Below are 23182 nucleotides of genomic sequence, written 5' to 3'. Positions count from 1 at the left end.
AGCGGAGAAAGCGCTCAATATAGCCTAAGTAGCCACATCCGGGCTCGGATCTGCGTCAAATCCATGCCGCTCATGCCGCGTCGACGCGCGCGGGCAGCACTGGTCCGGCGCGGAAGGTGTCGCGGCCGGCCTGCTTGGCTTCGTACAGCAGCACGTCGGCGCGGTTGAGCAGCTCGGCCGGAGTCAGTTCCTCGCCGTGGTAATAGGCCATGCCTATGCTGGCCGAGATGTCCACCACCTTGCCATCGAGGTCGAAGGGCGCGCGCATGGCCTGCACGATCTTGGCCGCCAGCCCGTCCGCATCCTGGTGGCGGTGCAGCTGCTCCAGGATGATGGTGAATTCGTCGCCGCCCAGGCGGGCGATGGTGTCGCTGGCGCGCACGGCGTGCGCCAGGCGCAGGGAAAAGGCCTTGAGCAGGGCGTCGCCCACGCTATGGCCGTAGGTATCGTTGACCGGCTTGAAACGGTCGATGTCCATGTACATCACGGCCATCATGCCGCCCTGCGCGCGGCAGGACTGCATGCTGTCGGTGAGCTTTTGCAGGAAGCCGGCGCGGTTGGTGAGCCCGGTCAGGGCGTCGACCTGGGACAGCTTGAGCAGGCGCTGCTTCTCGCGCTTCTGGCTGGTGATATCCTGGCGCATGACGTGGAAGCCGATCACGTCCAGTCCTTCCTGGTCCATCTGCGGGATGTAGGCCACCTCGAAGTAGCGTTCCAGCAGCCCGCTGTCGTCCTGCTCCTCGAAGTCCAGGGTTTCGCCGGCCAGCGCGCGTTCGATATACGGTTGCAGGAAGGCGTAGCGCTCCGGGCCCACCGTCTCCAGCACGCTCTTGCCCAGCACCTCGCTGCCGCTGCGGTTGAATTCGCGCTCGTAGGCCACGTTGTGGAAGCGGTAGACCTGTTCCTCGTCGATGTAGGCCACCATGGCCGGCAGGCTGTCGGCAATGGTGCGCAGGCGCGCCTCGCTTTCGCCCAGCGCGATTACCGACTTGCGGAGATGGGTGATGTCGTCCACCGTGCCGACATAGCCGATGGCCTTGCCGTCCACCACCATGGGCGCGATCTTGAAGGCGATCCACAGCAGGGTGCCGTCCGGATGCACGCAGCGCACCGTGTCGCGCTGCGGCTGGCCGCTGTCCACCAGCTGCTTCAGGGCCGCCTGCAGCTGCGGCCTGTCGTTGGGATGCACGGCGCGTATCCAGGCGTCGCCCAGCGCCTCCTCGCGGGTCAGACCGGTCACGGCTTCGAAGGTGCGGTTGACATAGGTGCAATGGCCGTCCGGATCGGCATGGATCAGTCCCAGCGGCGAGGCGTCGTTGACGGCGGTGAGTTCGGCCTGGCTGCGCCGCAGGCGGCGGTGCTGCTGCGTCAGCAGGCCGATAAAGCCCAGCATCAGCAGCGAAGCCACCGTCACCGCGCCGTAGTACATGCGGCGCTGGCGCTCGAAGCGGGCCATGGCGGTGTGCGCCGGGATGCCCACCACCGCCATCAGCGTATAGCGCGCGATGTCGCTGTAGCTGTAGATGCGCGGCACCTGGTCCAAGGGCTGGCTGGGCACCAGTTCATCGGCAAACGCGCCCGTCGCCGATGGCGGCCGATACAGGTCCAGGGTGTCGCTGATGACCAGCTGCTCGTTGACGCGGCCCACCGCCAGCGCGTTGTCGCGGCTGAGCAGCAGCAGGGCGCCGTCGTCGTCCAGGCTGATGCGGTCGTAGTCGTCGACAAAATAGGCGGGATCGACCTGGATCACGATCACGCCGGCAAAGGCGCCATCCGGTCCGTTCAGGCGGCGCGACAGCTGAATCTGCCATTTTTTCGTGCGCGGCTCGACCACCGGCATGGACACCACCGGCATGTCCTCGTTGGCGGCGGCATGGGTCTTGAAATACGCCATGCCGCCCTGGTCGGGCGCGAACCAGCCGTTCATGCTGTCGCGCAGCCTGCCATCCGGTCCTACCAGGGCCAGCGGCAGCGCCAGCTTGGACGGCAGCAGGGAATCGAGCAGCCCGTTCCTGCGTGCAAATTCGGCCAGCGTCAGGCGTCCGCCGCCGGCTTCGTACTGGATCTTGAACAGCTGGGTGGCGTGCTCGGTCTGGCGCAGCAGGTGGTTGGTGTGCTCGCCCAGCGTGCGCGCCAGCGTGCGGCTCTGCAGCACCGCGTCGGCGTGGGCGCTGGCGCGTTCCTGGCCGACCTGGTAGATCACGGCCGCCCACATGGTGGCCAGCAGCACCAGCACGAAGGAGGGCAGCAGTATCGCGCGATACAGTTGGCGGAGGAAAGCGAGGCTGGACCCGGTCCGATTCATTGGTTATATTCTGCACGGAAAGATCCGGTTTGGACAGGAAAGCACGGGCCGGTGTCGCAAAAAACACAGGCAATGTTGACCGCTCTTTATTAGAATAGGCGCTCTCATTCCAGGATCGCCGATTTGACCGCATCGATACTCAGCCCGTCTGCCGCGCCGGAGCAGGCATGATCTTGCCCGCCGCCCCCGCCAGCCTGCTGGATGGCGCTGGCCGCCCGCTGCTGGGCCGCTACGCCGGCCACACCGGTCCGCTGGACTGGTCGCAGCTGGCGCCGCCGTTCCGCCGCGGCCCGCTGTGGCGCCGCTTCCACCACAAGCGCTGGCATTACGTGGCCCTGTACACCGAGCGCGTGTTCTGCGCCGTGGCCATCGTCGACCTGGGCTGGGCCAGCACCGCCTTCGCCTACGCCTTCGAGCGCAGCGATGGCGACATGCTGACCAATTTTTCCGAGGACGGCGTGCCGCTGCTGTCGGCCCGGGTGGCCGACCAGGCGCGCGGCGCCAGCCACTTCCGCACCCGCCGCTGCACCATCGAGATCGCGCCGGAAGGCGCCGGCCAGCGCCTGGCCGTGCGCAGCGACTACCTGGAAATCGACGCCCTGCTCGGTCCCGGCGCGGCGCCGCCGCTGCTGGCCTGCGGGCCGGTGCAGGGCGGCTCGGTGCACGCCACCCAGAAGACGGGCGGCCTGCCGCTGCTGGGCGGCGCGGTGCGCACCTACCGCGATGAATTCGCGCTGGCCGGCGGCGTGGCCAGCGTGGATTATTCCAACGGCCTGCTGGCGCGCCGCACGGCCTGGCGCTGGGCCTCGGCGCACAACCTGGAACTGGGCTTCAACCTGCAGGCCGGCTATTTCGGCGCGCACGAAAACGCGCTGTGGCTGGACGGCCAGGTGCACGCACTGGGACCGGCCCACTTCCTGTACGATGTGAAGGATCCGGTGGCGCGCTGGCACATCTTCACCGAGGACGACCAGCTCGACCTGTATTTCACGCCGGAAGGCGCACGGCGCGAGCAGCGCAGGCTGCCGTTCGCCTCCAGCCGCTACGTGCAGCCGCTGGGCACCTTCAGCGGCTGGGTGCGCAGTGGACCGGACCAGCCGAAACGCATCATCAGCCAGCTGCCCGGTGTGACCGAGGATCACGCCGCGCGCTGGTAGCCACCGCCACGGAGGGACGGATGAGCATCACCCACATGGAGCGCCTGTTCTGTCCCGCCTCGGTGGCCGTGGTCGGCGCCTCGGACAAGCCGCAGCGCATCGGCACCCGGGTGCTGGCCAACCTGGCCGGCGGCGGCTACGGCGGCGCCATCTGGCCCGTCAATCCCAAGTACCAGCGCCTGCTGGACCTGCCGTGCTACCCACGGGTGGCGGCGCTGCCGGATGCGCCCGACCTGGCTATCCTGTGCACGCCGCCCGACACCATCCCCGGCCTGGTGGCCGAGCTGGGTGCGCGCGGCACCCGCGCCGCCATCGTCATGACAGCCGGGCTAGCGGCGCGCCAGGCCGGCGGTGGACGCAGCCTGCAGCAGGCCATGCTGGGCGCGGCCAGGCCGCACCAGCTGCGCATCCTCGGTCCCGGCAGCGTCGGCCTGCTGACGCCGGCACTGGGCTTGAACGCCAGCTTCAACCACCTGGGCGCCGCGCCCGGCAAGCTGGCCTTCGTGTCGCAGTCGGGCGCCCTGGGCGCGGCCGTGCTGGACTGGGCCAGCCTGCGCGGCATCGGTTTTTCCAGCGTGTGCGCGCTGGGCGACATGGCCGACATCGATGTGGGCGACGTGCTCGACTACCTGGCCGCCGATACCGATACCGCCGCCATCCTGCTGTGCCTGGAGCAGATCAGCTGCGCGCGCAAGTTCATGTCGGCGGGGAGGGTGGCGGCGCGCGGCAAGCCGGTCATCGTTCTGAAGGTGGGGCGCGACCCGTCCGCCGACGCCGAGCAGGTGTTCGATGCTGCGTTGCGGCGCGCCGGCATGCTGCGCGTGTACTCCACCGAAGACCTGTTCGACGCTGTCGAAACCCTGGCCCACCAGCGCGGCCAGCGCGGCGAACGCCTGGCGCTGCTGACCAACGGCGGCGGCTTGAGCCGGCTGGCCGCCGACGCCCTGCGCGACGGCGGCGCGCTGCTGGCGCAGCTGTCGCCCGATACCGCCGCCCGCCTGCGCCGCGCCGGCGCGGCCGATACCAATCCGGTCGACCTGCTGGCCGATACGCCGGTCGAACGCTACGCCGCCGCCGCCGCCGCCCTGCTGGCCGAGCCGCAGACGGACGCCCTGCTGTTCCTGCACGCGCCCACGGCCATGGTGGAGGGCAGGGCAGTTGCGCAGGCGCTGGCGCCGCTGCTGGCGGCGGCGCCGCGCAATGTGCTGTCCTGCTGGCTGGGCGGACGCGCCGCCGCAGGCGCGCGCCAGGTGTTTGCCGAGGCCGGGCTGCCGACCTACGACACGCCGGAAAAAGCCGTGCGCGGCTTCCTGCAGCTGGCGCAATACCGGCGCATCCAGGACTTGCTGATGGAAGTGCCGGGCGCCGTGCCGCTGGCGGCCGCGCCGGAGCGCGCGGCGGCCGCCGCGCTGGTGGAGGCCACCCTGGCGGCGGGCCGGGAACGGCTGGACGACAGCGATACGGCCGCGCTGCTGGCGGCCTATGGCATCACCCTGCAGCCCTGCCTGAAGCCTGCCAGCACGGCGGTGGCGGCGATACGCGTCGTGACCGACCCCGTGTTCGGTCCGGCCATCCATGTGGGCCAGGGCGGCGTGGCCGCCGAGGTGGTGCACGACAGCGTGGCCGGCCTGCCGCCCCTCAACCTGGCGCTGGCGCGCGACATGCTGGGCCGCACCCGCGCCGCGGCCCTGCTGGGCGGCGGGGCCGCCGTGGCCGAGGCCCTGGGCCGGCTGCTGGTGCAGGTGGCCGGGCTGGTGGCCGACATCCCCGGCCTGCATGGCCTGGCGCTGGACCCGGTCCTGGTGCAGGACGGCGTGCTGCGCGTGGGCGGCGCCAGCATGGTGCTGGGTCCGGCCGCGCAGCGCGCGCCGCTGGCCATCCGTCCCTATCCGCAGGAGCAGGAGCAGCAGGTGCAATGGCAGGGCCGGACCCTGCTGCTGCGGCCCATCCGTCCCGAGGACGGGCCGCAGCACCAGGCCTTTTTCCACGCGCTGGACCCGGACGACGTGCGGCTGCGCTTCTTCACCGTCATGCGCGAACTGCCGCCGGCCCAGCTGGCGCGCCTGACGCAAATCGATTACGACCGCGCCATGGCTTTCATTGCCACCCGCCCCGGCGCCAACGGCGTAGCGGAAACCCTGGGCGTGGCGCGGGCCGTGGCGGACGCCGACAATCAGCGCGCTGAATTCGCCATCGTCGTGCGTTCCGACTTGAAAGGACAGGGCTTGGGACGGGTGCTGTTCGAGAAACTCACCAATTATTTCCGCAGCCGGGGCACGGCCGAGATCTGCGGCGAGGCCCTGGCCGAGAACGCCGGCGTGCAGCATCTCATACGCCGATTCGGCGGTGTGGTTTTGCCGCATCCTGAAGCGGGCATGGTGCGCCTCCGCTTGCCTCTCCGATAGCATTCGGCGCGTCCTTGTTATATATTGGAATACCCCGGTGGAGCGCGCCGCTGCCAGGTTCTGCTGCGAGGCGCGTTTGTTCTGCATCAAAGCGTATTTGTCGGAATTCTTTACACTTTTACTTCCCCTTGCCGCTTCAACCACGCGTCAACCACAGTTGGGAGTCAGAATGTTAACCGCCACATATACCCTGGTCGCGCTGTCCGTTGAGCAAGCCAGTGTCCGCATGAGCTTGCAATCATTTCAAAAGTACATGCGCTCCACGCTGATGGAGCAGAACAGCATCACCCTGGGCCAGCTGGAGTACGCCTGCGAAACCCTGAACCGCCTGTACCACGCCTGCCACTGGCGCAAGATCGAGATGTACCTGATCCCGGCCATCCGCCAGGCCACCGAGCGCGCCGACCAGTTGCTCGATGAGCTGGGCCGCCTGAACCAGATGGCGCTGGACGCCATCCGCACCCTGCAGTCGCTGCAGTCGCAATACGGCGCCTTGGCCGACGGCCGCGACCAGCACGTAGGCCGCATCTGCGACAGCATCGAAGCCTTCTGCGCCGCCATGCTGCAGCGCCTGGAAAAGGAAGAGCAGGAGTTGTTCGACGTGGCGCGCCGCGTGATTGGCGGCGAGGCCTGGTTCTCCATCGCCAACCAGCTCATGCTGCATGACAAGCAGGTGGAGGAAGCGCGCCGCGCGCCCCAGCAGCCAGCACACCCGCAGCGGCCCCCGCAGCGCCTCGATGGCGAGTCGGCCTGGGACCGCGCCGGCGGCATCCCGGTGCCCAGCCTGGCCGTGCTGCCCATGGTGCGGCCCGAACCCGACAGCCTGCCGACCGCCGCCCGCCGTCCTGCGCGCCAGACCGCCGCCGCAAAATAAGCACCCGCATGGCGCGCGGCCGGGCAAAACCCGGCCGCTTTGCTATGATGGTGGTTTTAGCCACTCCATAGCTCACCATGTTCGAATTCCTCTTTAAGCGAGCTACCGATACTTCCGCAGTTACCGCCGGCCAGGAGGTCTCCGAACAGGACGCCGCAGCCTCGGCTGCACGCCGCGAACAGCAGGCCGCCTACGCCCGCTCCCTGGCCGGACAGGAACAGGTAGCCGTCGACGTCATCCTCAATAGCGAATTTGCCGGTGTGCGCCTGGCAGCCGCCGAGCACGTGCATTCCCAGCCCCTGCTGGAGCAGGTGCTGCAAGCCATGCGCAATACCGACCGCCGCGTCGCCAAGCTGATGCAGCAGCGCCTGGACGCACTGCGCTACCAGCAGACCGAGCACCAGCGCGCCCAGGCCTGCCTGGAGCAGGCCCGCAAGCTCTTGCAAGATGAGAAACTTACTCCTAATCAAGTAGCCAGCCTGGACCGCCAATGGCAGGTGATAGGGGCCGTGCCCGAGCTGGCCCAGCCGTTCCAGGAAACGCGCGCCGCCCTGGCCGCGCGCCTGGAAGCCCAGGTTGCGCTGCAGCGCAACATCATCGACGCCGTGGCCGCCCTGCGCAAGGACCCCGATCCAGAACACACGCCGGAGCAGGCCGCCGCCGCCCTGGCCGAATTGCAGGCCGCGCACGACGCCTACCTGTCGGCGCCGGAACACGCGGCCTTGCCGCGCCACCTGCTGCAGGACTACGAAGTGGCGCTGCAGCGCCGCCAGGCCGCCGTCGCGGCGCTGGGCGAGCATCAGGCCGCGTTTGCCGCGCGCAGCAGCGCCCTGGCCGACTGGCTGGCCGCCGATCACGCCACCCTGGCGGTGGATGAGCTCAAGCGCACTTGGCAGAGCCTGCCGCGCCTGCCGCAGGGCGAGTTGGCAAGCAAGATGCAAGCCGATTTCCAGTCTCTGCTCAGCCTGCTACAGCCGGCCGCCGCGCCGTCCCAGGAGCGCAAGGCAAAAGGTCCGGGCAAAGCTGACAAGGCGCCCCCCAAGGAAGTGGATAAAAAGTTCATCGAGACCATGGACGCGCTGGAAGCGGCACTGGGCCAGGGCGCCCTGCACGCCGCCGCCGAGCATGACAAATGGCTCAAGGAGCACAAGTCCGGCCGGCTGACGCACGCCCAGGGCGAGCGCCTGAACCAGCTGCGCGCCGAGCTGAAACGCCTGAACGACTGGGCGCGCTGGAGCGGCAATGTGTCGCGCGAGGAGCTGATCAAGGCGGTCGAGGAACTGCCCGCGCAAAAGCAATCGATGAGCGAGCTGGCCAAGAAGGTCGGCAGCATGCGCGACCGCTGGAAGGCGCTGGACGCCACCTCCGGCCATGCGCCGAAAGCCCTGTGGGAGCGCTTCGACGCCGCCTGCACCACCGCCTACGCGCCGGCCGCCGCCCATTTCAAGCAGCTGGCCGAGGAGCGCCACACCAACGCGCTCAAGGCCCAGGCCCTGATCGACGAGACGCGCGCCATGGCGGCCGCCATCGGGCCCGATCCGGACTGGAAGAGCATCGCCGCCGCCGGCCAGCGCCTACGCCAGGTGTGGAGCCGGCTGGGCGCCATGGACCGCAAGGACAAGCGCAAGCTGGACCAGGCCTTCGACCAGGCCATGAACCAGCTGCTGGCGCCCCTGTCCGAGCGCCGCAAGGAGGAGGGCGGCGAGCGCGAACGCCTGATCGCCGAAGTGGGCAAGATCAACCCGTCCGACCGCCACGCGCTGGACCAGCTGCGCCGCCTGCAGGAACAGTGGCAGGCCCACGCCAAGGCGCTGCCGCTGGAGCGCAAGGCTGAGCAAGCCCTGTGGCAGAAATTCCGCGCCGCCTGCGACGCCCTGTTCAACCAGCGCAAGGAAAGCGCGCACGCGGCCGATCACGAGCGCAAGGCCCACCTGCATGCGCGCGAAGCCATCTGCAAGGAAATGGAAAGCGCCACCTTCGAGGGCGAGGACAAGGCCAGGCTGGCCGCCATCGCCAAGCTGCTGCGCGACTCGGCGGCGGCGTGGCACGCCAGCGGCGTGGTGCCGCGCGCGGCCGAGGAACGCATCAGCAAGCGCTACCAGGCCGCCGTGGCCGGGCTGCAGGCCCAGGCCGACGCCATCAAGCGCCGCGCCGGCGCGGCCCAGGCCAACGCCCTGCGCGACAAGCTGCGCCTGGCCCAGGCGCTGGAGCAGGCCATCGTGGCCGGAGAAGAGATCGATGGCGCGGCCTGGGAGGAGCGCTGGAAGGCGCTGCCGCCGTTGGCGCCGGACTACGAGCGCACCCTGCATGGCCGCTTTGCCGCCGGCCTGGCCGGCGCCGCCAAGGACCGCGCCGGCTATGCCGCCACCCTGGAACGTAACCGGCCCAAGCTGCTGGACGAAGTGCTGCGGCTGGAAATCGTGGCTGGCGTGGACAGCGGCGCCGAATTCGCGCGCGACCGTCTCAAGATGCAGGTCGAGGTGCTGCAATCCTCGCTCAAGTCCGGCGTCAAGCCGCTGACCCAGGCCGCCCAGTATTTGCAGCTGTGCGCCATGCCGGCCCTGGCCGACGTCCGCACCGCCAGCCGCATCGAACAGCTGTTCCGCCGCATCGGCGCTACGGAGCGCGGATGAGCGCACGCGCACCGTTCCAGGTCCGCATCCAGGAACAGGATTTCGACCTGAGCGCGGAAGTGGCGCAATTGCGCGCCGCTAACCCCGGCGTGGGCGCTATCGTCACCTTTGTCGGCGCCGTGCGCGACCTGAACGAGGGCGAGGCGGTCGCCGAGATGGAGCTGGAGCACTATCCCGGCATGACCGAGCAGTCCATCGCGGCCATCATGGAGCAGGCCGGCGCGCGCTGGCCCGTGCACGGCGCTTTGGTGATACACCGCGTCGGTCCGCTGAAACCCATGGAGCAGATCGTGCTGGTGGCGGTGACGGCGGCCCACCGGGGCGAGGCGTTCGCGGCTTGCGAATTCATCATCGACTACCTCAAGACCGAGGCGCCGTTCTGGAAAAAGGAGCAGACCCCGTCCGGCGCGCGCTGGGTCGACGCCCGCGTCAGCGATGACGAGGCGCTGCGCAAGTGGCAGGCCTGAACCGGGTCGAACACGCTCCTTGAAAATGTGACGCTGGGCCTTATCTGTAGCTCAAGTTAAATACATTGCATGGAGCATGAAATGCGGCAAGACAAACTCACCACCAAACTGCAGGAAGCCCTGGCCGACGCCCAAAGCCTGGCGGTCGGCAACGACAATCCCTATATCGAACCGGCGCACCTGCTGACGGCCTTGCTGAACCAGGACGATGGCAGCGCGCGTTCGCTGCTGCAGCGGGCCGGCGTCAACGTCGGCGGCCTGACGAAAGCGCTGAGCGGCGCCATCGAGCGCCTGCCCAAGGTGTCCGGCACCGGCGGCAACGTGCAGGTCAGCCGCGAGCTGGTGGCCGTGCTCAACCTGTCCGACAAGGAAGCGCAAAAGCGCAACGACCAGTTCGTGTCCAGCGAAATGGTACTGCTGGCCCTGACCGAGGATAAATCCGAGGCCGGCCGGCTGGCGCGCGAAAACGGCCTGGTGCGCAAGTCGCTGGAAGCGGCCATCGACGCCGTGCGCGGCGGCGCCAAGGTCGATAACCAGGATGCCGAAGGCCAGCGCGAAGCCCTGAAAAAATACACGCTGGACCTGACCGAGCGCGCCCGCGCCGGCAAGCTCGATCCCGTGATCGGCCGCGACGACGAAATCCGGCGCGCCATCCAGGTGCTGCAGCGCCGCACCAAGAACAACCCGGTGCTGATCGGCGAACCGGGCGTGGGCAAGACCGCCATCGTGGAAGGCCTGGCGCAGCGCATCGTGAACAACGAAGTGCCCGATTCCCTCAAGGGCAAGCGCGTGCTGTCGCTGGACATGGCGGCCCTGGTGGCCGGCGCCAAGTTCCGCGGCGAGTTCGAGGAACGCCTGAAAGCCGTGCTCAAGGAACTGGCCATGGACCAGGGCCAGACCATCGTCTTCATCGACGAGATGCACACCATGGTGGGCGCCGGCAAGGCCGATGGCGCCATGGACGCCGGCAACATGCTCAAACCCGCGCTGGCGCGCGGCGAGCTGCATTGCGTGGGCGCCACCACGCTGGACGAGTACCGCAAGTACATCGAGAAGGATCCGGCGCTGGAACGCCGCTTCCAGAAAATCCTGGTCGATGAACCGTCGGTGGAAGCCACCATCGCCATCCTGCGCGGCCTGCAGGATAAATACGAGCTGCACCACCAGGTCGCCATTTCGGACGCCGCCATCATCGCGGCGGCCGAGCTGTCGCATCGCTATATCACCGACCGCTTCCTGCCCGACAAGGCCATCGACCTGATCGACGAGGCGGCGTCCAAGATCAAGATCGAGATCGACTCCAAGCCGGAAGTCATGGACAAGCTGGAACGCCGTTTGATCCAGCTGAAGATCGAGAAGGAAGCCGTGAAAAAGGAAAAGGACGAAGGCTCGCTCAAGCGCCTCGGCCTGATCGACGAGGAAATCGCCAAGCTCACCCGCGAACTGAACGACCTGGAGGAAATCCTCAAGGCCGAAAAGGCGGTGGTGCAGGGCAGCACCCACATCAAGGAAGAGATCGAGGCCATCAAGCTGCAGATGGAGCAGGCCACGCGCGAGAGCAACTGGCAGCGCGTATCCGAGCTGCAGTACGGCCGCCTGCCGGAGCTGGAAGCCCAGCTGCGCCAGGCCGAGGGCCAGCAGCCGGCCAAGGGTGACGCCGCCGCGCTCAAGCCCAAGCTGCTGCGCACCGAGGTCGGCGCCGAGGAAATCGCCGAGGTGGTGTCGCGCGCCACCGGCATCCCGGTGTCGCGCATGATGCAGGGCGAGCGCGACAAGCTGCTGCACATCGAGGACAAGCTGCACGAGCGCGTGGTGGGCCAGGACGAGGCGATTTCCGCCGTGGCCGACGCCATCCGCCGCTCGCGCGCCGGCCTGGCCGATCCGAACCGCCCGTATGGCTCGTTCCTGTTCCTGGGTCCGACCGGCGTGGGCAAGACCGAGCTGACCAAGGCGCTGGCGACCTTCCTGTTCGATACCGAGGAAGCGCTGATACGCATCGACATGAGCGAATTCATGGAGAAGCATTCGGTGGCCCGCCTGATCGGCGCGCCGCCCGGCTACGTGGGCTATGACGAGGGCGGCTACCTGACCGAGGCGGTGCGCCGCAAGCCGTACAGCGTGATCCTGCTGGACGAGGTGGAAAAAGCGCATCCTGACGTGTTCAACGTGCTGCTGCAGGTGCTGGACGACGGCCGCATGACCGATGGCCAGGGCCGCACGGTGGACTTCAAGAACACGGTCATCATCATGACCTCCAACCTGGGTTCGCACAAGATACAGGCCATGGACGAGTCGGATCCGGCCGTGGTGCGGCTGGCCGTGATGGCCGAGGTGCGCAGCCACTTCCGTCCCGAGTTCGTCAACCGCATCGACGAGATCGTCGTGTTCCACGGCCTGGACGAGAAGAACATCGGCGCCATCGCCCGCATCCAGCTGCGCATCCTGGAGCAGCGCCTGGCCAAGCTGGACATCGGCCTGGACATCAGCGACGCCGCCCTGCAGAAGATCGCGGAGGCCGGCTACGATCCGGTGTACGGCGCGCGGCCGCTCAAGCGCGCGGTGCAGCAGCAGATCGAGAATCCGCTGTCCAAGCTGATCCTGCAGGGCCGCTTCGGTCCCAAGGACACCATCAAGGTCGATGCGCGCGACGGCGACCTGGTGTTCGGCTGATCCTTCCCCGGGTCGTTCATTAAGGCCCGGTTAAACGCCCCGCCGGTGATCCTGCCGGCGGGGCGTTTTGCGCTACACTAGCCGGAACGAATGCAGCCCACCGGATGGAGGATACGACTTTGTTTTCTATCGAGCAGATGCAATCCGTGCTGACGGCCTTGCCCGATCCCGTGTTCATTTTGACCCGCAGCGGCCGCTACGCCGCGCTGTACGGCGGCTCCGACCTGCGCTATTACCACGACGGCTCCGGCCTGGTGGGGCGCACCCTGCACGAGGTGCTGGACCAGGAAAAAGCCGACTGGTTCCTGGGGGAGATCCGCCACGCGCTGTCCACCCGCAGCCTGCATGTGGTCGAATACAGCCTGACGGGCGGCGACGTCCAGGGCTTGCCCGACACCGGGCCGCCGCAGGCGATCTGCTTCGAGGGCAGGGTGCAGGCCCTGGAATTCCAGGTGCAGGGCGAGGACGCCGTGCTGTGGGTGGCGTCCAACATCACGGCGCGCAAGGAACTGGAAGCCAAGCTGCGGCTGCAAAGCGAAACCGACAGCCTGACCGGCCTGCCCAACCGGCGCAAGCTGATGGAAGTGCTGGGCAACCACTATGAGCTGTTCAACCGCTACGAGACCCCGGTTTCGCTGCTGATCTTCGACATCGACGACTTCAAGCACATCAACGACGGCTACGGCCACCTGGCCGGCGACCAGGCCATTGTGACGGCGGCCGAGGTGTGCCGCGCCGAGCTGCGCACCACCGACGTGCCGGGCCGCCTGGGCGGCGACGAGTTCGTGGTGCTGATGCCGCACACCCACTGGCAGCAGGCCGTGCCCATAGCCGAGCGGCTGCGGCTGCGCATTGCCGACGCCCTGCGCGCCCTGGGCACGCTGGGGCCGGGCGCCACCATCAGCGGCGGCCTGAGCGAGGTGGCCAGCGGCGACGTCTCCATAGAAACCGTGCTCAGGCGCGCCGACGACGCGCTCTACCAGGCCAAGCGCGATGGCCGTAACCGCATCGTGGTGGCCAAGCCCGTGCCCGCCCAAGCTTATCCCCGCTAGTTCGCCGGGCCGCCGGAGCGCAGGACCGCCTACTCGGTCCGGTCCAGGTTGTGCCTGATCTGGGTGAGCAGTCCCAACAGCTGCTGCTGCTGCTGCGCATTCATGCCGCGCAGGGCCTGGGTATTGAGCAGTTCCGCCTGGTGCTGGGCGGCGGCCTGTATCGCCCGTCCCGCTTCCGTCAGAGACAGCCGCGTGTTGCGCCGGTCCTGCGCATCGGCCTCGCCCTGCAGCAGGCCGCGCTCGCGCAGGGCCGTGATCAGGCGCGCCAGCTGGGCCTTGTCGCGGCCGCTATGGCGCGCCAGGTCGCTCTGGGTGCTGGCCGGATGGCGCTCGAAAAAGCCCAGCACCTTGGCTTCCATATGGGTCAGGTCATGTGGGCCATCGCGCAGGGCCTGGAATTGCTGCGAACGGTACTGGTGCATGATCGTATGGATCAGTTCCAGCACGGTATCCTCACGGGGTGTGTGGGAATGGTTGACATTGTCATTCGACTGGTGGATGATGGGTGACATTGTCAATCAACTGTAAAGATAAAGTCATGAGTATAGACTCTCCTGTCAGCCGTGTGCAGCGGGTGCGCCACGAGCTCAAGATCCGTAACGTGGAAGTGTTGCGCGTGCGGCCCATAGGCCTGCATTTCGTCGCCGTCACCTTTGGCGGCGAAGCGCTCAAGGGCTTCATCAGCGCCTCTTTCGACGACCACGTCAAATTCATCCTCGGCGACGGTCCGGACGCCGTCAAGCGCGACTACACGCCGCGCAGCTTCGACCCGGTGGCGGGGGAGCTGGTGATCGAGTTCGCCCTGCATGGCGACGGTCCCTGCGCGGCCGGGGCGGCCCAAGCCGCGCCCGGACAGCGCGTCACCATAGGCGGGCCGCGCGGCTCCCTCATCATTCCGGTCGATTATGACTGGCACCTGCTGGTGGCCGATGAAACCGGCCTGCCGGCCATCTCGCGCCGCCTGGAGGAACTGCCGGCCGGCGCCGCGGCCATCGTCATCGCCAAGGCGGAGCAGGAGGCCGACCGGCGCCAGTTCGCGGGCGAGGCCGATGCGCGGGTACGCTGGGTGTCCAGCGACGCCGAACTGCTGGCCGCCGTGCAGGCGCTGTCGCTGCCGCCGGGCGAAGGCTATGCATGGTGCGCCGGCGAGGCCGCCACCATGGCCGCCGTGCGCGGCGAACTGGTGAGCGCCAAGGGCCTGGGCAAGCACCAGATCCGCGCCGCCGCCTACTGGAAGAAGGGCGGCAGCGGCTTCCACGAAAACCTTGAAGGCTAGGTTTGGTCTCATCATGGCGTTGTCGTCATCGTGGTGGAAACCACATCATGCCATCACTGCCGGGGTTTTTAGAGGTGCTCTATCGTTATGCGAAAAACGCGGACGGCGAGCAGCCGAACGTCTTCTTGAACATGGCGGAAAAGGCCGACTGGCTGGCATAGCCCAGCGCGTGCGCCACCTGCGACAGCGGCGTGCCGCGTGCGATCATGGGGGCGGCATGCGCCAGCCGCACCTGCTGGCGCCATTGCACGAAGCCCATGCCCAGCTCGCGCTCGAACAGGCGCGCCAGGGTGCGCTCCGAAGCGCCCACCTGCTGCGACCAGTCGCGCAGGCTCAGCTCCGCGCCGGGATCGGCCATCAAGGCCACGCACAGGGCTTTCAGGCGCTTGTCGGCCGGCAGCGGCACGCGCAGTGGACGTGTCTGGCAGCGCGGCAGTTCGTCCAGGATCAGGCCGGACAGCAGCGCCCTGCGGGCCGATTGCTCGCCATCGTCCAGTTGCTCCAGCGCCGCAATCAGTTCGCGCAGCAGGCCGGATACTTCCAGCACACGGCATTCGGAACCGGGGAAGGGCACCCGGCTCGGATGCACGCACAGCGGCCGCAGGCGCGTCGCCTCCAGCACCGTGACCTCGTGCACCACGTCCGGCGCCACCCAGATGGCGCGCTGAGGCGGCAAGATCCAGCTGCTGCGGTCGGCGGTCAGGCGCAGCATGCCCTCCATGGCGTAGGTCAGCTGGCCCCAGGGATGCCGGTGCGGCAGCTTGACGGCGCCGGTGGCCAGGTCGCGGCTGCGCATGGTGACCGGGCGGGCGTCGGTGGGTATCTCGGCGTCCCAGTGGAACTGGGTGTGCTGGACGATGCGTATGGCCATGGCTTGGCGGATTTGCGATAAAGAATGTCACTTTATCCCAAATCCGCCGTGACCGGATTGTCTACACTATGTTTTTACGTTTCCTGGAGCAGCAATGACGCCCTCTGTCTTCAAACAGGACGCCCGCGTGATCGGCCTGGTCGGCCTGGCGCACGGCACCTCGCACTTCTATCACGTGATCCTGGCCGCCCTGATTCCCTGGCTCAAGCCGGAATTCCACCTCAGCTATGCCGAGCTTGGCGTGCTGATGACGGTGTTCTTTGCCGTTTCCGGCGTGGGCCAGGCCATGGCCGGCTTCGTGGTGGACCGCCTGGGCGCACGCGTGGTGCTGTGCGGCGGCATCGCCCTGCTGGGCGTATCGGCCGTTGTGCTGTCCAGCGCGCAAACCTATGTGCAGCTGCTGCTGGGCTCCTTCTTGGCCGGCTGCGGCAACAGCGTGTTCCACCCGGCCGACTACACCTTGCTCAACCAGCGGGTGTCCAAGGCGCGGCTGGCGCACGGTTTTTCCGTGCATGGCATCAGCGGCAATATCGGCTGGGCGCTGTCGCCGCTGTTCCTCACCCACGTGGCGGCCGGTGCCGGCTGGCGCATGGCGCTGCTGTATGTAGCCCTGTTGCCGGCCGCCGTGCTGGTGCTGCTGGTGGCCAACCGCTATGCGCTGCGTCCGCTGGATGCGCCCGCCGTGGCGCCCGCGCCGGGCGCGGCCAAGGCCGCAGGTTCCTTCGATTTCCTGCGTTTGCGGGTGGTGTGGATGTGCTTTGCCTTCTTCCTGATTTCCGCCGTGGCCCTGGCCGGCATCCAGACCTTTGCCGCCACCAGCCTGGTGGCGCTGTACGGCATGTCGCTGGCCTGGGCTACCACGGCCTATACGGCCTACATGGGTTGCTCGGCGCTGGGCATGCTCTACGGCGGCTTTGTCGGCGCCGGCTCGCGCCGCCATGAGCGCACCATCGTGGCCGCCTTCGCGGCGGCCGCCGTGCTGGCACTGGTGCTGGCGGCGGCCGTGGTGCCGGCCTGGATGGCCATCGCGCTGATGGGCTTGATCGGCCTGGTGACCGGCATCGCCGGCCCTTCGCGCGACCTGATGATACGGGCTGCCGCCCCGGCCAACGCCACCGGCCGTGTGTTTGGCGTGGTGTATTCGGGCCTGGACAGCGGCCTGGCCCTGGGGCCCATCCTGTTCGGCATGCTGATGGACGCCCAGCGCCCGGCCTGGGTGTTCATCTGCATAGCCGTGTTCCAGGCGCTGGTGATCGTCACCACCGCCGGGGTGCGCAGCGGCAGCCGCGAGGCTGCGCTGGTGCAGCGGGCCTGACGGAGCCGGTCGGCGGCGCTACAATGGATCCACCCTTGGACTGAGCGCGAGACCACCATGAACTTTGCCACTACCGACCTGTGCGACGACAACGCCAACCTGCTGGAGGATGGCCGCCTGGCCGTGCTGCCGCCCGTGTTTCGCCATTACGGCAAGCGGGTCAAATTCTCCGGCCGCGTCACCACCCTGAAAGTCCATGAGGACAACGCCCTGGTGCGCGCCACCCTGGAGACCCCGGGTGACGGCCATGTGCTGGTGATAGACGGCGGCGGCAGCCTGCGGCGGGCGCTGGTGGGCGGCCAGCTGGGCTTGCTGGCGCAGGACAATGGCTGGGCCGGCATCATTGTCGATGGCTGCATCCGCGACAGCGAGGAAATCGAGAGCTGCGAGATCGGCGTGTGCGCGCTGGGCACGCATCCGCAGAAAAGCGCCAAGAAGGGCGCGGGCGAGCGCAACCTGCGGGTCCACATAGCCGGCGTGCCGGTGCAGCCGGGCGACTGGATTTATGCGGATGCCGACGGCATCCTGGTGGCGCAGCAGAAGCTGGCTTGATGCCGCGCGGGCGCTGATGTGGCGCCACGTAAGTGATGCCGAAACATGATGCCGAAGCCGCATGGACACAGCTTCGGCATGGGCTGCCGCAGGCGCGGCAGCGACGTTGCAGGCCGCGACGGTGCCGCGGCTTTTGCGTCTACGGCGTGGCCTGCTTGGCCAGGTGCTGCGCCAGGTGCTGCTGCAGGCGCTGCTGGAAGCTGGCGGCGTCCGTGATGACGGCCAGGTCGTCGTCGACTTCCAGCTGGTGGGTTTGATGGCCGGGAGCGAAAGTCACGCTGACTTCCACGCCGCCTTGCTTGTCGCTCAGGGAGTGGCCCTGGACGGCGCCCAGCAGCTTGCCCTGGGCGTCAGTAATGATGGTCATTTTCATGCCAGGCCTCCACCTTGCAGGTTGTGGAAGGCGGCGCCGAAACCCCGGTTGTGGATTTGTACCGAGTAGGTCGCCACGCCATTGTTGTCCTTGCGCTTGCCCTGTTCGTCCGCCACATGCACGGCGCCGAGGTTGGGGGTCTTGACGTCGGCCGTGGCGAACTGCGTGCCATGGTCGTCGCCGTAGGTGTAGCTCCAGAAAGCCGTCTGTCCCTGCGCCAAAAAGGTCAGCGGCCCTACGTTGTTAAAAGCCATGATGTCCTCCAAAGAAAGTAAGCCGGACGGCGGTGGCCGCCAGGCTGAAAGTCATCTTATGCCCCGTTATTGGGCACGGTTTGATCTATTCGATATTGCAGCGCCGGGGCCGGGTTTTTGGCGGCCTGCGCTTTCTGAGGGATAATGGAGCTTGTATTCCCCGAAAGGACACCCTGTATGTTGAGTTACCGCCACGCCTTCCACGCGGGCAATCACGCCGATGTTTTGAAGCATTTCGTGGCCATCCAGCTGATGCAGTACCTGAACCAGAAGGACACTGCCTACAGCTATATCGATACCCATTCCGGCGCCGGCGTCTACGCCCTGGACGGCAGCTACGCTTCCAAGAACGCGGAGTATGAAACCGGCATCGCCAAGCTGTGGGACCGTGACGACCTGCCGGCGCCGCTGAAGGAGTACGTGGACCTGGTGCGCGCCATGAATCCCAGCGGCAAGATGCGTTACTACCCCGGCTCGCCGTACTGCGCCGACCAGGTGGCGCGCGAGCAGGACCGCCTGCGCCTGTTCGAGCTGCATCCGGCCGACGCCAAGCTGCTGGCTGATAATTTCCGCAAGCTGGAGGAGCACGCCGCCGCCCAGGGCATCCGTCCCACCGTGCGCGGCAAGCGCGTGCTGATCACCAAGGGCGACGGCTTCCAGTCGCTCAAGGCCCTGCTGCCGCCGCCCTCGCGCCGGGCCCTGGTGCTGATTGACCCGCCCTACGAGGACAAGCAGGATTACCGCAAGGTCAAGGATGTGCTGGCCGAGGCCCTGGGCCGCTTTCCGGCCGGCACCTACGCGGTCTGGTACCCGCTGCTGCAGCGGGTCGAGTCGCGCCAGTTCACGGACAAGCTCAAGCAACTGCCCGGCGTCGAGTGGCTGAACGTGGTGCTGACCACCCACACGCCCATGCCGGACGGCTTCGGCCTGCACAGCAGCGGCATGTTCATCATCAACCCGCCGTACACGCTGGAACCCATGCTCAAGGAAGTCATGCCCTACCTCGTCAAAGTGCTGGGCAAGGACAAGGGCGCGCGCTACATCCTTGAATCGGGCAAGCAGACGACTGCTGGGCGCAACACTGGAGCCCGCAAGGCCTGATTCGATTCAGAAAATATTGTTCAGTCATCACTGAAGGTATAGGCTTATAGTTAAGTCTTATAACAGACCGGAGGTGATGGATGACCCTGCCGCAATCTTCAGTGCCGATGCCGGACCGTTTCTTTTTGGCCCGGCAGCCCATCCTCAACCGCAGCCAGCGCCTGTTCGCCTATGAACTGCTGTACCGCGACGCCGCGGAATCCACAGTTGCCGATGTCGCCGACGGCGCCGAAGCCACGGCCACGGTGATTGCCCACGCGTCCCAGCTGGGCATGGGACAGGTGGTGGGCGACCAGCTGGCCTTCGTCAACGTGGACGAGGTGGGCCTGATGAGCGATTTCATCCGCTTCCTGCCCAACGATAAGGTGATCCTGGAAATCCTGGAGAGCGTGCGCGCCACGCCCGCAGTGCTGGAGCGCGTGCGTGAGCTCAAGCAGGCCGGCTTCAAGTTCGCGCTGGACGACGTGGTGGCCGATTCCGAGGAAGTGCGCCAGCTGCAGGCCTTGTGCGACATCATCAAGGTCGATATCCGCGACATGGCGCCGGACCAGCTGGAAGCGCTGGCGCGGGCGCTGAAGAATCCGCGCCAGAAGCTGCTGGCGGAAAAGGTGGAAACGCTGGAAGAATTCCAGCAGTGCATGAAGCTGGGCTTTGAATACTTCCAGGGCTATTACTTTGCCCGGCCCGCCATCCTGAGCGGCAAGAAAATCACCCCGTCCCAGCTCAGCATCCTGCGCCTGCTGGACTTGCTGGACACCGATGCCGACAGCCGCGAGATCGAGCGCAGCGTCAAGCACGACGCCCTGATCACCCTGAACCTGCTGCGGCTGGTGAACACGCCGGCCGTGGGGGCGCGCTACCGCATCAATTCGGTCGGCCACGCGCTGGTGGTGCTGGGCCGGCGCCAGCTGCGGCGCTGGCTGCAGATCCTGCTGTACGTGAAGACCGGCCAGGCCCAGGAATTCACCTCGCCGCTGCTGCAGATGGCCACCACGCGCGGCAAGATCGTCGAGCTGATGGTGGAAAAGCTGCGCCCCGGCCAGCGCACCGCCGCCGACATCGGCTTCACGGTGGGCGTGATGTCACTGATGGATGCGCTGTTTTCCATTGCCATGAGCGACTTGCTGGACAGCGTCAATGTGCTGGACGAGGTGCGCGAAGCCTTGCTTGAGCGGCGCGGCGATTATGGCGGCATGCTGAGCCTGATCGAGCAGACCGAGATGAGCGCCGAAGGCCCGTCGGTGGCGCGCATGCTGCATGAGCTGAACCTGTCGCCGTCCGAGCTGTACGCGATCCAGCTGGAAGCGTTCGAGTGGGTGCGTGAGTACGCGTACGGGATACAGTAATTTTGCGGACTATTGGCCCAGCAGCAGGAACACGGTCGGCTTCTTATGGAAGTCCGGGCCCTTACCGGCGCCCAGCTGGGCCTTCCATTGCGCCGCGCTCCGGGTGGCGATGGTTTCGCTATCCAGGCTGAGGTCGGTCGCCACGCAGATCAGGGTGGGACCGGCGCACGCGTTCGCCAGCGCTTCCAGCATGGCCGCGTTGCGGTAGGGTGTCTCGATGAACAGCTGGGTCTGCTTTTCCTTGCGCGAGCGCTGCTCCAGCTCGGCGATGCGTTTGGCGCGCTGGCCGGCGTCGGTGGGCAGGTAGCCGTTGAAGGCGAAGCTCTGGCCGTTCAGGCCGCTCGCCATCACGGCCAGCAGCAGCGAGGACGGCCCCACCAGCGGCCGCACGGTGATGCCGCGCTGGTGCGCCAGCCGCACCAGGTTGGCGCCGGGATCGGCCACGGCCGGCACGCCCGCTTCGGATATCAATCCCGCGTCCTGGCCCGCCAGTAGCGGCGCCAGCAGGCCGTCCAGGGCGGCGGCCGGGGTGTTCACATTTAGTTCCTCGATACGGATTTCCTGCAGCGCCTTGCCCAGCGGATGCGTGGCGCCCAGCTGCTTGAGGTAGGCGCGCGTGGTCTTGGCGTTCTCGGCCACGAAGTAATCGAGGCGCGCGGTCAGGGCTTGCACCTGCTCGGGAATGATGGAGGACAGGGCGCCGGTCTGGCCCAGGGTGTTCGGTATCAGGTAAAGGGTGCCGCTCATGTGTTCGTGTTCAGGTGTTGAAGAAGGCCACGCCCAGGCGGCGCAGCATGCCGGTCAGGGCGATCAGGGGCAGGCCGGTGAGGGCGGTCGGGTCGTCCGATTGTATGCGTTGCAGGAGGGCGATGCCCAGCCCCTCGTTCTTGGCGCTGCCGGCGCAGTCGTAGGGCTGCTCGATGCGCAGGTAGGCGTCCAGTTCGGCGTCCGGCAGGTCGCGGAAGGTGACCAGGGTGGGCACGTTCTCCACCTGGGCGCTGGCGCTGCGGCCATCCCACACGCACAGGGCGGTGTGGAACACCACCTGGCGCCCGCGCATCTTTTGCAGCTGGGCCAGGGCGTTTGCGTGGGTGCCGGGTTTGCCGATCTGCTGGCCGTCCAGGGTGGCGACCTGGTCGGAACCGATCACGATGCTGCCCGGCAGTCGCACGGCCGCGGCGGCTGCTTTCTCGCGCGCCAGGCGCAGGGCGGTGGCGTCCGGCGACTCGCCCGGCTGCGGGCTTTCATCGATAGCGGGCACGCACACGTCAAAGGGGAGTTGTAGACGCGACAATAATTCCTTGCGGTAGGCGGAGCTGGAGGCCAGCACCAGGCGCGGCGCAGTGGAAGAGGCGGGTAAACTTTCGGTCATCTCTGGCTAGTCTGGAAGAAATGTTATATGCTGTGTCGCCGAGCAAAAACGTGGCGGCAAAGACGAAAGTGGGCGAAAAATCGCCAGGACTTTGACTGCGCAGCGAAAACCCTGCTATTATCGCAGGTTTTCCGGGGAACATCTGTAATGAGTGCTTTTGTGATCGACGCGTTTGAATTTTGTCGCAGCAACGGCATCCGCGCAGGTGTGACGCCCGTGGCGGAGATGCTCCGCCTGGCTAGGGACTGTGCCGACACCTCGGGCGAGATCGCCTGGAAAGTGGAGGGCGGCAGCAGCAAGCAGGGTTACCCGCAAATGCGCCTGACCGTGTCCGGTCCCGTCAAGCTGGTGTGCCAGCGTTGCCTGAGCCCGTTCGAATACCAGATCGATTCGTCCACCCTGCTGATGCTGGGCAAGGATGACGATGACGCGGACGAGATCGAAGAGATCATAGACGACGAGAGCATCGACGTGATTGTCGGCACCCGCAGCATGGATATCATGGACCTGGTCGAGGACGAGGCCCTGCTGGCCCTGCCGCACACGGCCAAGCACGAGGTCTGCCCGGACAACAGCCTGCTGGACAAGGCCAAAAGCGAGAAAGTCTCGCCCTTCGACGCCCTCAAGGGCCTCAAATCCTGACGTATTTGTTTGTTGTAAAGAAAACGTGTCAAACGCGTGCAGTAATCGAGTATGACATCGTGGTAGCAAAGAGTAGTTAGCGATGCGGTAGAAGTTTTGCCGCAGGGATACTCGATTCGCATGTATTTTGCCAGTCGAATGTGTTAAAATTTTAGAACTTGTGTATTAGGAGTCATTAACATGGCCGTTCAACAGAATAAAAAGTCCCCTTCGAAGCGCGGTATGCACCGTTCGCACGACTTCCTGGTTGCTCCGCAACTGGGCATCGAGCCGACCACCGGTGAAACCCACCTGCGTCACCACATCAGCCCCAACGGCTTCTACCGTGGCCGCAAAGTCCTGAAAACCAAGAACGACGAGTAATCGACGCTCTTACAGGCTAAGATGAAAGCGGTGCAACGTCCCATACCGGCGTGGCGCCGCTTTTTCTTTGTCGTCTGTTGTAAATATCATCGGCTGCAAACTCTTTGCACACCGTCATGTTGAATCGCGCCGGCCTGCCATAAGGTCAGCAACT

21 protein-coding genes are annotated in these 23182 nt (G+C 66.8%); 14 read left to right on the top strand and 7 right to left on the bottom strand.

Going from position 1 to position 23182, the window contains the following annotated elements; all coding sequences use genetic code 11:
* Window positions 1-70: 70 nt before the first annotated feature.
* Window positions 71-2305, bottom strand: a complete 2235-nt coding sequence (locus tag ACLB1G_RS18100; RefSeq protein WP_491628634.1) for a sensor domain-containing diguanylate cyclase — start codon at window positions 2303-2305, stop codon at window positions 71-73.
* 167 nt (window positions 2306-2472) lie between these two features.
* On the opposite strand from ACLB1G_RS18100, the gene ACLB1G_RS18095 reads away from it, so the two are divergent.
* From ACLB1G_RS18095 to ACLB1G_RS18065, 7 genes are all read left to right on the top strand, one after another.
* Window positions 2473-3462, top strand: a complete 990-nt coding sequence (locus tag ACLB1G_RS18095) for a DUF2804 domain-containing protein (protein ID WP_491628633.1) — start codon at window positions 2473-2475, stop codon at window positions 3460-3462.
* A gap of 20 nt (window positions 3463-3482) precedes the next feature.
* Window positions 3483-5867, top strand: coding sequence for a bifunctional acetate--CoA ligase family protein/GNAT family N-acetyltransferase (locus ACLB1G_RS18090; RefSeq protein WP_491628632.1), 2385 nt, complete (start codon window positions 3483-3485; stop codon window positions 5865-5867).
* Between the two features lie 253 nt (window positions 5868-6120).
* The gene (locus ACLB1G_RS18085) at window positions 6121-6741 is read left to right on the top strand and encodes a hypothetical protein (protein ID WP_491628631.1); all 621 of its coding nucleotides are present in this window, start codon (window positions 6121-6123) and stop codon (window positions 6739-6741) included.
* 77 nt (window positions 6742-6818) lie between these two features.
* A complete protein-coding gene (locus tag ACLB1G_RS18080; RefSeq protein ID WP_491628630.1) occupies window positions 6819-9374 on the top strand; it encodes a DUF349 domain-containing protein in 2556 nt (851 codons plus the stop codon).
* The gene (locus ACLB1G_RS18075) at window positions 9371-9841 is read left to right on the top strand and encodes a molybdenum cofactor biosynthesis protein MoaE (protein WP_491628629.1); all 471 of its coding nucleotides are present in this window, start codon (window positions 9371-9373) and stop codon (window positions 9839-9841) included. The genes ACLB1G_RS18080 and ACLB1G_RS18075 overlap by 4 nt, the downstream gene beginning before the upstream one ends.
* An 81-nt stretch (window positions 9842-9922) precedes the next feature.
* Entirely contained in the window at window positions 9923-12511 is a 2589-nt protein-coding gene (gene clpB, locus ACLB1G_RS18070) for an ATP-dependent chaperone ClpB (RefSeq protein ID WP_491628628.1), read from the top strand.
* Between the two features lie 119 nt (window positions 12512-12630).
* Window positions 12631-13563, top strand: coding sequence for a GGDEF domain-containing protein (locus ACLB1G_RS18065; protein WP_491628627.1), 933 nt, complete (start codon window positions 12631-12633; stop codon window positions 13561-13563).
* A gap of 29 nt (window positions 13564-13592) precedes the next feature.
* On the opposite strand, the gene ACLB1G_RS18060 is transcribed toward ACLB1G_RS18065, so the two are convergent.
* Window positions 13593-14075, bottom strand: a complete 483-nt coding sequence (locus tag ACLB1G_RS18060) for a MarR family winged helix-turn-helix transcriptional regulator (RefSeq protein WP_491628626.1) — start codon at window positions 14073-14075, stop codon at window positions 13593-13595.
* Between the two features lie 26 nt (window positions 14076-14101).
* Between ACLB1G_RS18060 and ACLB1G_RS18055 the strand changes: the two genes are divergently transcribed.
* On the top strand, window positions 14102-14839 hold the full coding sequence (locus tag ACLB1G_RS18055; protein WP_491628625.1) for a siderophore-interacting protein: 738 nt from the start codon (window positions 14102-14104) through the stop codon (window positions 14837-14839).
* Between the two features lie 85 nt (window positions 14840-14924).
* On the opposite strand, the gene ACLB1G_RS18050 is transcribed toward ACLB1G_RS18055, so the two are convergent.
* A complete protein-coding gene (locus ACLB1G_RS18050; RefSeq protein WP_491628624.1) occupies window positions 14925-15710 on the bottom strand; it encodes an AraC family transcriptional regulator in 786 nt (261 codons plus the stop codon).
* A 94-nt stretch (window positions 15711-15804) separates the two neighbouring features.
* Between ACLB1G_RS18050 and ACLB1G_RS18045 the strand changes: the two genes are divergently transcribed.
* Window positions 15805-17025 (top strand): MFS transporter, encoded by a 1221-nt coding sequence (locus ACLB1G_RS18045; RefSeq protein ID WP_491628623.1) that lies wholly within the window; start codon window positions 15805-15807, stop codon window positions 17023-17025.
* A 57-nt stretch (window positions 17026-17082) separates the two neighbouring features.
* Window positions 17083-17577 (top strand): ribonuclease E activity regulator RraA, encoded by a 495-nt coding sequence (gene rraA / locus ACLB1G_RS18040; protein WP_491628622.1) that lies wholly within the window; start codon window positions 17083-17085, stop codon window positions 17575-17577.
* Between the two features lie 139 nt (window positions 17578-17716).
* Here the strand turns inward: rraA and ACLB1G_RS18035 are convergent, their stop codons facing one another.
* A complete protein-coding gene (locus tag ACLB1G_RS18035; protein ID WP_491628621.1) occupies window positions 17717-17950 on the bottom strand; it encodes a hypothetical protein in 234 nt (77 codons plus the stop codon).
* Window positions 17947-18204, bottom strand: a complete 258-nt coding sequence (locus tag ACLB1G_RS18030) for a hypothetical protein (RefSeq protein WP_491628620.1) — start codon at window positions 18202-18204, stop codon at window positions 17947-17949. The genes ACLB1G_RS18035 and ACLB1G_RS18030 overlap by 4 nt, the downstream gene beginning before the upstream one ends.
* Before the next feature lie 177 nt (window positions 18205-18381).
* Here ACLB1G_RS18030 and ACLB1G_RS18025 point away from each other — a divergent pair, with 177 nt between their 5' ends.
* Window positions 18382-19305: a 23S rRNA (adenine(2030)-N(6))-methyltransferase RlmJ gene (locus ACLB1G_RS18025; RefSeq protein ID WP_491628619.1), complete on the top strand. Its 924-nt coding sequence runs from the start codon at window positions 18382-18384 to the stop codon at window positions 19303-19305.
* A gap of 80 nt (window positions 19306-19385) precedes the next feature.
* The gene (locus ACLB1G_RS18020) at window positions 19386-20651 is read left to right on the top strand and encodes an EAL and HDOD domain-containing protein (protein ID WP_491628618.1); all 1266 of its coding nucleotides are present in this window, start codon (window positions 19386-19388) and stop codon (window positions 20649-20651) included.
* A 9-nt stretch (window positions 20652-20660) separates the two neighbouring features.
* Here the strand turns inward: ACLB1G_RS18020 and ACLB1G_RS18015 are convergent, their stop codons facing one another.
* A complete protein-coding gene (locus ACLB1G_RS18015; protein WP_491628617.1) occupies window positions 20661-21398 on the bottom strand; it encodes an SAM-dependent methyltransferase in 738 nt (245 codons plus the stop codon).
* A 10-nt stretch (window positions 21399-21408) separates the two neighbouring features.
* Window positions 21409-22023, bottom strand: coding sequence for a Maf-like protein (locus ACLB1G_RS18010; RefSeq protein ID WP_491628616.1), 615 nt, complete (start codon window positions 22021-22023; stop codon window positions 21409-21411).
* A 147-nt stretch (window positions 22024-22170) separates the two neighbouring features.
* On the opposite strand from ACLB1G_RS18010, the gene ACLB1G_RS18005 reads away from it, so the two are divergent.
* Window positions 22171-22665 (top strand): YceD family protein, encoded by a 495-nt coding sequence (locus tag ACLB1G_RS18005; RefSeq protein ID WP_491628615.1) that lies wholly within the window; start codon window positions 22171-22173, stop codon window positions 22663-22665.
* Between the two features lie 180 nt (window positions 22666-22845).
* Window positions 22846-23028, top strand: coding sequence for a 50S ribosomal protein L32 (gene rpmF, locus ACLB1G_RS18000; RefSeq protein ID WP_008449924.1), 183 nt, complete (start codon window positions 22846-22848; stop codon window positions 23026-23028).
* The last annotated feature ends 154 nt before the right edge of the window (window positions 23029-23182 follow it).

The sequence above is a fragment of the Duganella kummerowiae genome (assembly GCF_053572355.1).
The sequence above is the reverse complement of the archived record's forward strand: the minus strand, read 5'-3'. Positions and strand labels throughout refer to the sequence as shown.

What these genes read in the sequence shown, in the direction of transcription:
- ACLB1G_RS18100 (WP_491628634.1), bottom strand. Translation starts at nt 2,305, where the DNA reads ATGAATCGGACCGGGTCCAGCCTCGCTTTCCTCCGCCAACTGTATCGC.
- ACLB1G_RS18095 (WP_491628633.1), top strand. Translation starts at nt 2,473, where the DNA reads ATGATCTTGCCCGCCGCCCCCGCCAGCCTGCTGGATGGCGCTGGCCGC.
- ACLB1G_RS18090 (WP_491628632.1), top strand. Translation starts at nt 3,483, where the DNA reads ATGAGCATCACCCACATGGAGCGCCTGTTCTGTCCCGCCTCGGTGGCC.
- ACLB1G_RS18085 (WP_491628631.1), top strand. Translation starts at nt 6,121, where the DNA reads ATGCGCTCCACGCTGATGGAGCAGAACAGCATCACCCTGGGCCAGCTG.
- ACLB1G_RS18080 (WP_491628630.1), top strand. Translation starts at nt 6,819, where the DNA reads ATGTTCGAATTCCTCTTTAAGCGAGCTACCGATACTTCCGCAGTTACC.
- ACLB1G_RS18075 (WP_491628629.1), top strand. Translation starts at nt 9,371, where the DNA reads ATGAGCGCACGCGCACCGTTCCAGGTCCGCATCCAGGAACAGGATTTC.
- clpB (WP_491628628.1), top strand. Translation starts at nt 9,923, where the DNA reads ATGCGGCAAGACAAACTCACCACCAAACTGCAGGAAGCCCTGGCCGAC.
- ACLB1G_RS18060 (WP_491628626.1), bottom strand. Translation starts at nt 14,075, where the DNA reads ATGTCACCCATCATCCACCAGTCGAATGACAATGTCAACCATTCCCAC.
- ACLB1G_RS18055 (WP_491628625.1), top strand. Translation starts at nt 14,102, where the DNA reads ATGAGTATAGACTCTCCTGTCAGCCGTGTGCAGCGGGTGCGCCACGAG.
- ACLB1G_RS18050 (WP_491628624.1), bottom strand. Translation starts at nt 15,710, where the DNA reads ATGGCCATACGCATCGTCCAGCACACCCAGTTCCACTGGGACGCCGAG.
- ACLB1G_RS18045 (WP_491628623.1), top strand. Translation starts at nt 15,805, where the DNA reads ATGACGCCCTCTGTCTTCAAACAGGACGCCCGCGTGATCGGCCTGGTC.
- rraA (WP_491628622.1), top strand. Translation starts at nt 17,083, where the DNA reads ATGAACTTTGCCACTACCGACCTGTGCGACGACAACGCCAACCTGCTG.
- ACLB1G_RS18035 (WP_491628621.1), bottom strand. Translation starts at nt 17,950, where the DNA reads ATGAAAATGACCATCATTACTGACGCCCAGGGCAAGCTGCTGGGCGCC.
- ACLB1G_RS18030 (WP_491628620.1), bottom strand. Translation starts at nt 18,204, where the DNA reads ATGGCTTTTAACAACGTAGGGCCGCTGACCTTTTTGGCGCAGGGACAG.
- ACLB1G_RS18025 (WP_491628619.1), top strand. Translation starts at nt 18,382, where the DNA reads ATGTTGAGTTACCGCCACGCCTTCCACGCGGGCAATCACGCCGATGTT.
- ACLB1G_RS18020 (WP_491628618.1), top strand. Translation starts at nt 19,386, where the DNA reads ATGACCCTGCCGCAATCTTCAGTGCCGATGCCGGACCGTTTCTTTTTG.
- ACLB1G_RS18015 (WP_491628617.1), bottom strand. Translation starts at nt 21,398, where the DNA reads ATGAGCGGCACCCTTTACCTGATACCGAACACCCTGGGCCAGACCGGC.
- ACLB1G_RS18010 (WP_491628616.1), bottom strand. Translation starts at nt 22,023, where the DNA reads ATGACCGAAAGTTTACCCGCCTCTTCCACTGCGCCGCGCCTGGTGCTG.
- ACLB1G_RS18005 (WP_491628615.1), top strand. Translation starts at nt 22,171, where the DNA reads ATGAGTGCTTTTGTGATCGACGCGTTTGAATTTTGTCGCAGCAACGGC.
- rpmF (WP_008449924.1), top strand. Translation starts at nt 22,846, where the DNA reads ATGGCCGTTCAACAGAATAAAAAGTCCCCTTCGAAGCGCGGTATGCAC.